Annotated in this window: 5 protein-coding genes and 1 riboswitch; of the genes, 2 read left to right on the top strand and 3 right to left on the bottom strand. The window is 67.8% G+C overall.

Annotated features, from left to right (window positions below):
- From WB461_RS01515 to WB461_RS01505, 3 genes are all read right to left on the bottom strand, one after another.
- Window positions 1–2,626: heterodisulfide reductase-related iron-sulfur binding cluster (locus WB461_RS01515; RefSeq protein ID WP_423850961.1), on the bottom strand; the 2,626-nt coding region annotated here is incomplete at its 3' end.
- Window positions 2,627–2,738: 112 nt separating this feature from the next.
- Window positions 2,739–3,926: an MFS transporter gene (locus tag WB461_RS01510; RefSeq protein ID WP_423850960.1), complete on the bottom strand. Its 1,188-nt coding sequence runs from the start codon at window positions 3,924–3,926 to the stop codon at window positions 2,739–2,741.
- A 16-nt stretch (window positions 3,927–3,942) separates the two neighbouring features.
- Window positions 3,943–4,488 carry an NUDIX hydrolase family protein gene (locus WB461_RS01505; RefSeq protein WP_423850959.1) on the bottom strand — a complete coding sequence of 182 codons (546 nt, stop codon included), beginning with the start codon at window positions 4,486–4,488 and terminating at the stop codon, window positions 3,943–3,945.
- 94 nt (window positions 4,489–4,582) lie between these two features.
- On the opposite strand from WB461_RS01505, the gene WB461_RS01500 reads away from it, so the two are divergent.
- Window positions 4,583–4,966, top strand: coding sequence for an ankyrin repeat domain-containing protein (locus WB461_RS01500; RefSeq protein WP_423850958.1), 384 nt, complete (start codon window positions 4,583–4,585; stop codon window positions 4,964–4,966).
- Window positions 4,967–4,984: 18 nt separating this feature from the next.
- Window positions 4,985–5,094, top strand: a riboswitch (TPP riboswitch).
- Window positions 5,084–5,385, top strand: a 302-nt coding sequence (locus tag WB461_RS01495) for an ECF transporter S component (protein ID WP_423850957.1), incomplete at its 3' end; no start/stop codon positions are given. (Overlaps the previous riboswitch by 11 nt.)

Below are 5,385 nucleotides of genomic sequence, written 5' to 3'. Positions count from 1 at the left end.
CCTCGACCGGTTCGGTCTCGTCGGGTACGTCGGTGATCTTTTCGGCCGGGGCTGGCTCGGCCTCGGGTTCGGGCGCGGGCTCGGCCTCGGGCTCCGCTGGGGTCGTGTCTGGCTCGGCGGCCGCGTCATCAGTGGACGTGGTGGCTTCAGCGGCAGGTCCGACATCCTCGGTCGTGCTGATCGACTGGGGGTCGGCCTGATCCGCAGCGTCTGGCTCGGCCTCCTCGGCCGGGTCCTGGGACTTCTCCGAGGTCGGCGTCGCGACCGGCTCCGGCTCCGGAGTGCTCTCGGGCGGGACCTCGGCGGCACGCTCCTCCGGCGACGGGGTGCCGGCACCGGTGCCCTTGTCGTCGACCGCGATGTTGTGCGCCGCGGCGGCAGCCTTGTCAGCATCACTGACACCACCGCTCGCCCCGGTCGTGACGGCCTCGGCCTCGGCGACGCCGGACTTGGCAGCCGCGGGTACCGGTGCACGCTTGACACCAGCGAGCAGCATCTGCGCGACGTCGAGCACCTCGACCTCTTCGCGTGCAGCGCCCTCGGACTGCTTGAGGGTCAGACCGTCGGACAGCATGACCCGGCAGAACGGGCAACCGACGGCGATCTGGTCCGCGCCTGTCGCGATGGCCTCTTCCGTGCGGTTGACGTTGATGCGCGATCCGAGGCTCTCCTCCATCCACATGCGGGCGCCGCCGGCGCCACAGCAGAAGGACTTCTCGGAGTTGCGTGGCATCTCGGTGAACTCGGCGCCAGGGATGACGCTGAGCAGCTCGCGCGGCGGCTCGTAGACCTTGTTGTGTCGACCCAGGAAGCACGGGTCGTGGTAGGTGATCTTCTTCGTCTCGGTCTCGGCGGTCGGAGCTGCCGGGGTCAGCTTGCCCTCTCGGACGAGCCGGTTGAGCAGCTGTGTGTGGTGCACGACCTCGAGCTCGACGCCAAACTCCGCGTACTCGTTCTTGAGCGTGTTGAAGCAGTGCGCGCAGGTGGAGACGACCTTCTTGACCTTGGTCTCCTTGAACACCTCGGCGTTCTGCATTGCGAGCTGCTGGAAGACGATCTCGTTGCCAGCGCGACGCGCGGGGTCACCCGTGCAGGTTTCGCCGTCTCCGAGGACCGCAAAGCTGACGCCAGCCATGTCGAGCAGCTCGGCGACGGCCTGGGTCGTCTTCTTGGCACGATCCTCGAAAGCACCGGCGCAGCCGACCCAGAACAGCCACTCGACCTCATCGAGGTCCTCGACGTCCACGCCGACCTGCTTGACCTCGAAGTCGAGCTTCTTGGCCCAGTCCATCCGGTTCTTGGGATCCATGCCCCATGGATTGCCCTTGCGCTCCAGGCCCTTGAAGATGTTGTTCAGCTCGGCCGGGAAGTTCGACTCGACGAGAACCTGGAAGCGGCGCATGTCTTCGATGTGGTCGACGTGCTCGATGTCGACGGGGCACTGCTGCACGCAGGCACCGCAGTTGGTGCAGGACCACAGCACGTCGGGGTCGATGACGCCGTATGCCTCGGCATTGCCGATCAGTGGCCGCTCCAGCTCGGTCCGCTGCTCATCGGTCAGGGAGTCCTCGTCCATGTCCAGCAGCGGCAGCTTGGCGTAGGCGTGATCGCGCAGGCCCATCATCAGCAGCTTGGGCGACAGAGGCTTCTCGGTGTTCCACGCGGGGCACTGGCTCTGGCAGCGACCGCACTCGGTGCAGGTCGTGAAGTCGAGGATGCCCTTCCAGGTGAAGTCCTCGACCTTGCCCACGCCGAGCTTGGCGAAGTCCTCCTCCTCCAGGTCGTCCATGTTCTCGAGGTCGAGTGGCGCGCCCTTGACGTAGATCGGCTGCAGTCCGCCCAGGGCGGTGCCGCCGTCGCTGTTGCGCTTGAACCAGATGTTGGGCCAGGCCGTGAAGCGGTGCCACGCGATACCCATGGTGAGGTTGCGGGCGATGACGCCGAGCCACACCATCGCGAGCACGATCTTGAACATCGCGACGAAGAAGATGATGTTCTTGAGCGAGTTCTCGCCGTCGGGATAAAGAGCGTCTCCGACGAATGACGAGATCGGGAAGTGGGCCCGGCCGCCGTGCTCGCCGCCGTGGTACAGCTCGATGAGCTTGTACTCGGCGCCGCGGATGAACAGGATCGCCGCGCCCTCGCCCAGTGCCATGACCTCCACGAAGTACGCCTGCCAGAACGTCGAGCCGAAGAAGCGGCTCTTGCGCTCGAGGCGACGAGGGTGGTTCCACTGGCGGACCGCGATCAGGTAGATGATGCCGATCGTGCTGAGCAGGCCAAGCGCTTCGGAGACCCACTCGTACGGGTAGAAGTGGCCAATCAGGGGCCAGGCGAAGTCGGCGTTGAAGATCTGGACGTACGACTGCAGGACCGCGGTGCTGAGCAGGATGAACGCGGCGTAGACGAACCAGTGCATGATCGCGACCCAGCGGCGCTGCAGCATTCGGGTGTGGCCGAACGTCTCGATGAACATGTTCACCGTGCGGCGCAGCGGCTGGTCGCGCCGTCCGATGACGGGCTGGCCGGCACGCATGACCTTCAGCATGTCGGCCACGGCCTTGCTGATCAGCGGCAGCGCGGCGGCGGTGATGGCAAGTGAGACGACAATCGCGACGACCTGCATGAAGGCCTCATTTCCTCTGTGCAAACGACCCTGACAGTACGGCTGACATTAACCGGTCTGGAGGCGCGGCGTTGGGTCAGGCTCGCCAAACCCGCGCCTCGTGCGCCTTGGATCACACCTGATCGCGGCTCTGCTCTCCGCGCACCGGAACGAGCGGGACTGCGATCAGGGGGAAGATCGCGACGAGCCCGAAAGCCCAGCCGTACCCGCGACCGGCGATGAGCGCCCCCACCAGCGGCGGCACCAGCGCGGACGTGACGTACTGCCCGGTGTTCTGCAGCCCCATCGCCCGACCCGACCAGAATGGCCCTCCGATCTCGGCGACGGAGGTGAATGCCAAGCCGTTGTCGGCCACCGTCACGGCGGTCGCCACGACGATCAGCGCGACGGCCAGCGGTGTTCCGGAGAGCAGGCCGAGCGAGAGCATCGTGACCGCGGCGGCGACCGCCACCGCGCGCATCGGGCGGAGCCTGCTGCCCACCCGGTCGGACCACCAGCCCGCCCCGATGCGACCCGTCGCGCCCAGGACCTGGGTCGCCGCGACCAGCACGCTGGCGGCCAGTGTCGACCAGCCCCGGTCGTCGATCAGCCAGACCAGCATGTAGGTCCAGACCGTGAACTGCGGGACGACCAGCAGGGCCGAGGCGAGGTGGATGCGGACCAGGCGGTGGTCGCGTGAGTAGGGATTGGTCAGCTGCCCCGATCCGGCTGCCTCGACGCGGCTCGGTCGGGGCGGGTCGACGATCAGGGCCGCCGACAGGAGTGCGGCGGCTGCGCAGATCGCGGCGATCAGCAGAAGGGTGGTCCTCAGGCCATGCGCCGCGACCGTGTTGGGCACCAGCAGTGCGGCGATGCCGACGCCCAGGGGCAGGGCCGTCTGGCGGATACCCATCGCGGTACCTCGGCGGCGGGGCGGGAACCAGCCGACGACGACCCGTCCGCTCGCCGAGTTCGTGCTGCCGGCGCCAACGCCCCCGATGCCCAGCCAGATCGCGAGGCCGACGAGGGTCGGACTGAGCGCTGCCCCGAGCGCGCCGACGGTGACGATCGACAGGCCGATCGCCATCGAGGCGCGCTCGCCTATCCGGTCCACCACCAGTCCCCAGAGCACCAGCGTGGCCATCACCCCGACGAACGGAGCGGCCGCGATCGTGCCGGCCTGCGTCAGGGTGAGTCCCCGCTCGGTGTGCAGGTGATGGATGAGGAACGGTGCGCCGTTGACGAGGATGGTGCCGGCGAGCTGTCCCGTCATCGAGACGCCGAGCATGACCCAGCGGTTGGGCTGCTGCGGCCGAGCCATCCCCCTCATCGCTCCGTCACTGCGGCAGTGCGCCGACTGATGCCAGAGCTTCTTTCAGCAGCCACCCGCGGCCACCCTCGAGGTCGTCGAGCACCTCGGGACTTGCCGCCTCCGCGGGAGTCAGCCAGGTCAGCTCGAGGGCGTCCTGTCGCGGGCTGCACTCACCGCTGACCGGCACGACGTAGGCAAGCGCGACTGCGTGCTGGCGCGGGTCGTACAGGGGAGACACGCCAGGCAGTGGGAAGTACTCCGCCACGGAGAATGGCACCGTCGTCGTGGGCAGCTGGGGGAACGCTGTCGGACCGAGGTCCTTCTCCAGATTGCGGAGCAGCGCCTCGCGGACGGACTCGCCGTGGAGCACGCGACCAGAGACCAGGGTGCGCGTCATCACGCCGGTGGTCGAGGAACCTCGCAGCAGGACGCCGATCGACTCGACCTGTCCGAGTGCATCGATGCGGACGGGGACGGCCTCGACGTACAGGATCGGGACCCGGGCTCGGGTCTCGTCGAGGGCGAAGTCCGGGAGCCAGCCCGGGTTGGGATCAGGTGTGCGCACGGACATGGACTCATTGTGTCCCACGACCGCTGAGCGCGCGTCCAGCTCGAGCCGGAAGTCCCACGCGGCTGGTCCGTCAGCTGACGCCTAGGGTCGTGGCATGACCGAAGAACTCGATCCCCGGCTCGTCGAGCTCGCCCACCGGATGTTCGACCTGGCCCGCGAGGGCGGCGCCAGCCAGCTTGCGGCCTATGTCGACAGGGGCGTGCCGGTCGACATGACCGATGCGTCGGGCAACACCCTGCTGATGCTGGCGGCCTATCACGGGCACGCCGACACCGTGGCTGCGCTGGTCGAGCGCGGTGCGGACGTCGACCGGCTCAACGATCGCGGCCAGAGCCCCGTCGCCGGCGCGATATTCAAAGGGGAGGACGACGTCGTGCGACTGCTCCTGGCCGCCGGGTCGGATCTGGATGCCGGGGCACCGTCGGGTCGTGCGACCGCGGAGATGGTCGAGCGTGGAGACCTGCTGGACGAAGGCTGATCCCGCGGTAGGCTAGTCCCACCAAGACAGGGGAGCGCCACGCAGAGGGCGCTGAGAGTGCGGATCCGCCGCAGACCCTTGAACCTGCACCGGTTAGTACCGGCGAAGGGAGTCATGATGAGTTCTGCAACCACATCCGAGCCGAGGTTCGACGTGCGCTACCGCACGATCGACCTCGTCACCATCGCCACCCTCGGTGTCGCCTTCGGCGTCATCTTCTGGGGGTGGGGCAAGCTGTACGAGCCGCTCAGCGGCCTGGCCGTTTTCTCCTTCCCACCCAGCTCGGGTCTGCTGGCTGGCGTCTGGCTCACGGCCGGCGTCGTCGGTGGCCTGATCATTCGCAAGCCCGGAGCGGCATTCGCGACCGAGTTCATTGCTGCGGCCGTGTCGACGTTCATCATTGGCGGCACGCAGTGGGG

This window comes from Aeromicrobium sp. (assembly GCF_049587115.1).
In the GTDB taxonomy this organism is placed as follows: Bacteria; Actinomycetota; Actinomycetes; order Propionibacteriales; family Nocardioidaceae; genus Aeromicrobium.
The sequence above is the reverse complement of the archived record's forward strand: the minus strand, read 5'-3'. Positions and strand labels throughout refer to the sequence as shown.

What these genes read in the sequence shown, in the direction of transcription:
- WB461_RS01510 (WP_423850960.1), bottom strand. Translation starts at nt 3,926, where the DNA reads ATGGCTCGGCCGCAGCAGCCCAACCGCTGGGTCATGCTCGGCGTCTCG.
- WB461_RS01505 (WP_423850959.1), bottom strand. Translation starts at nt 4,488, where the DNA reads ATGTCCGTGCGCACACCTGATCCCAACCCGGGCTGGCTCCCGGACTTC.
- WB461_RS01500 (WP_423850958.1), top strand. Translation starts at nt 4,583, where the DNA reads ATGACCGAAGAACTCGATCCCCGGCTCGTCGAGCTCGCCCACCGGATG.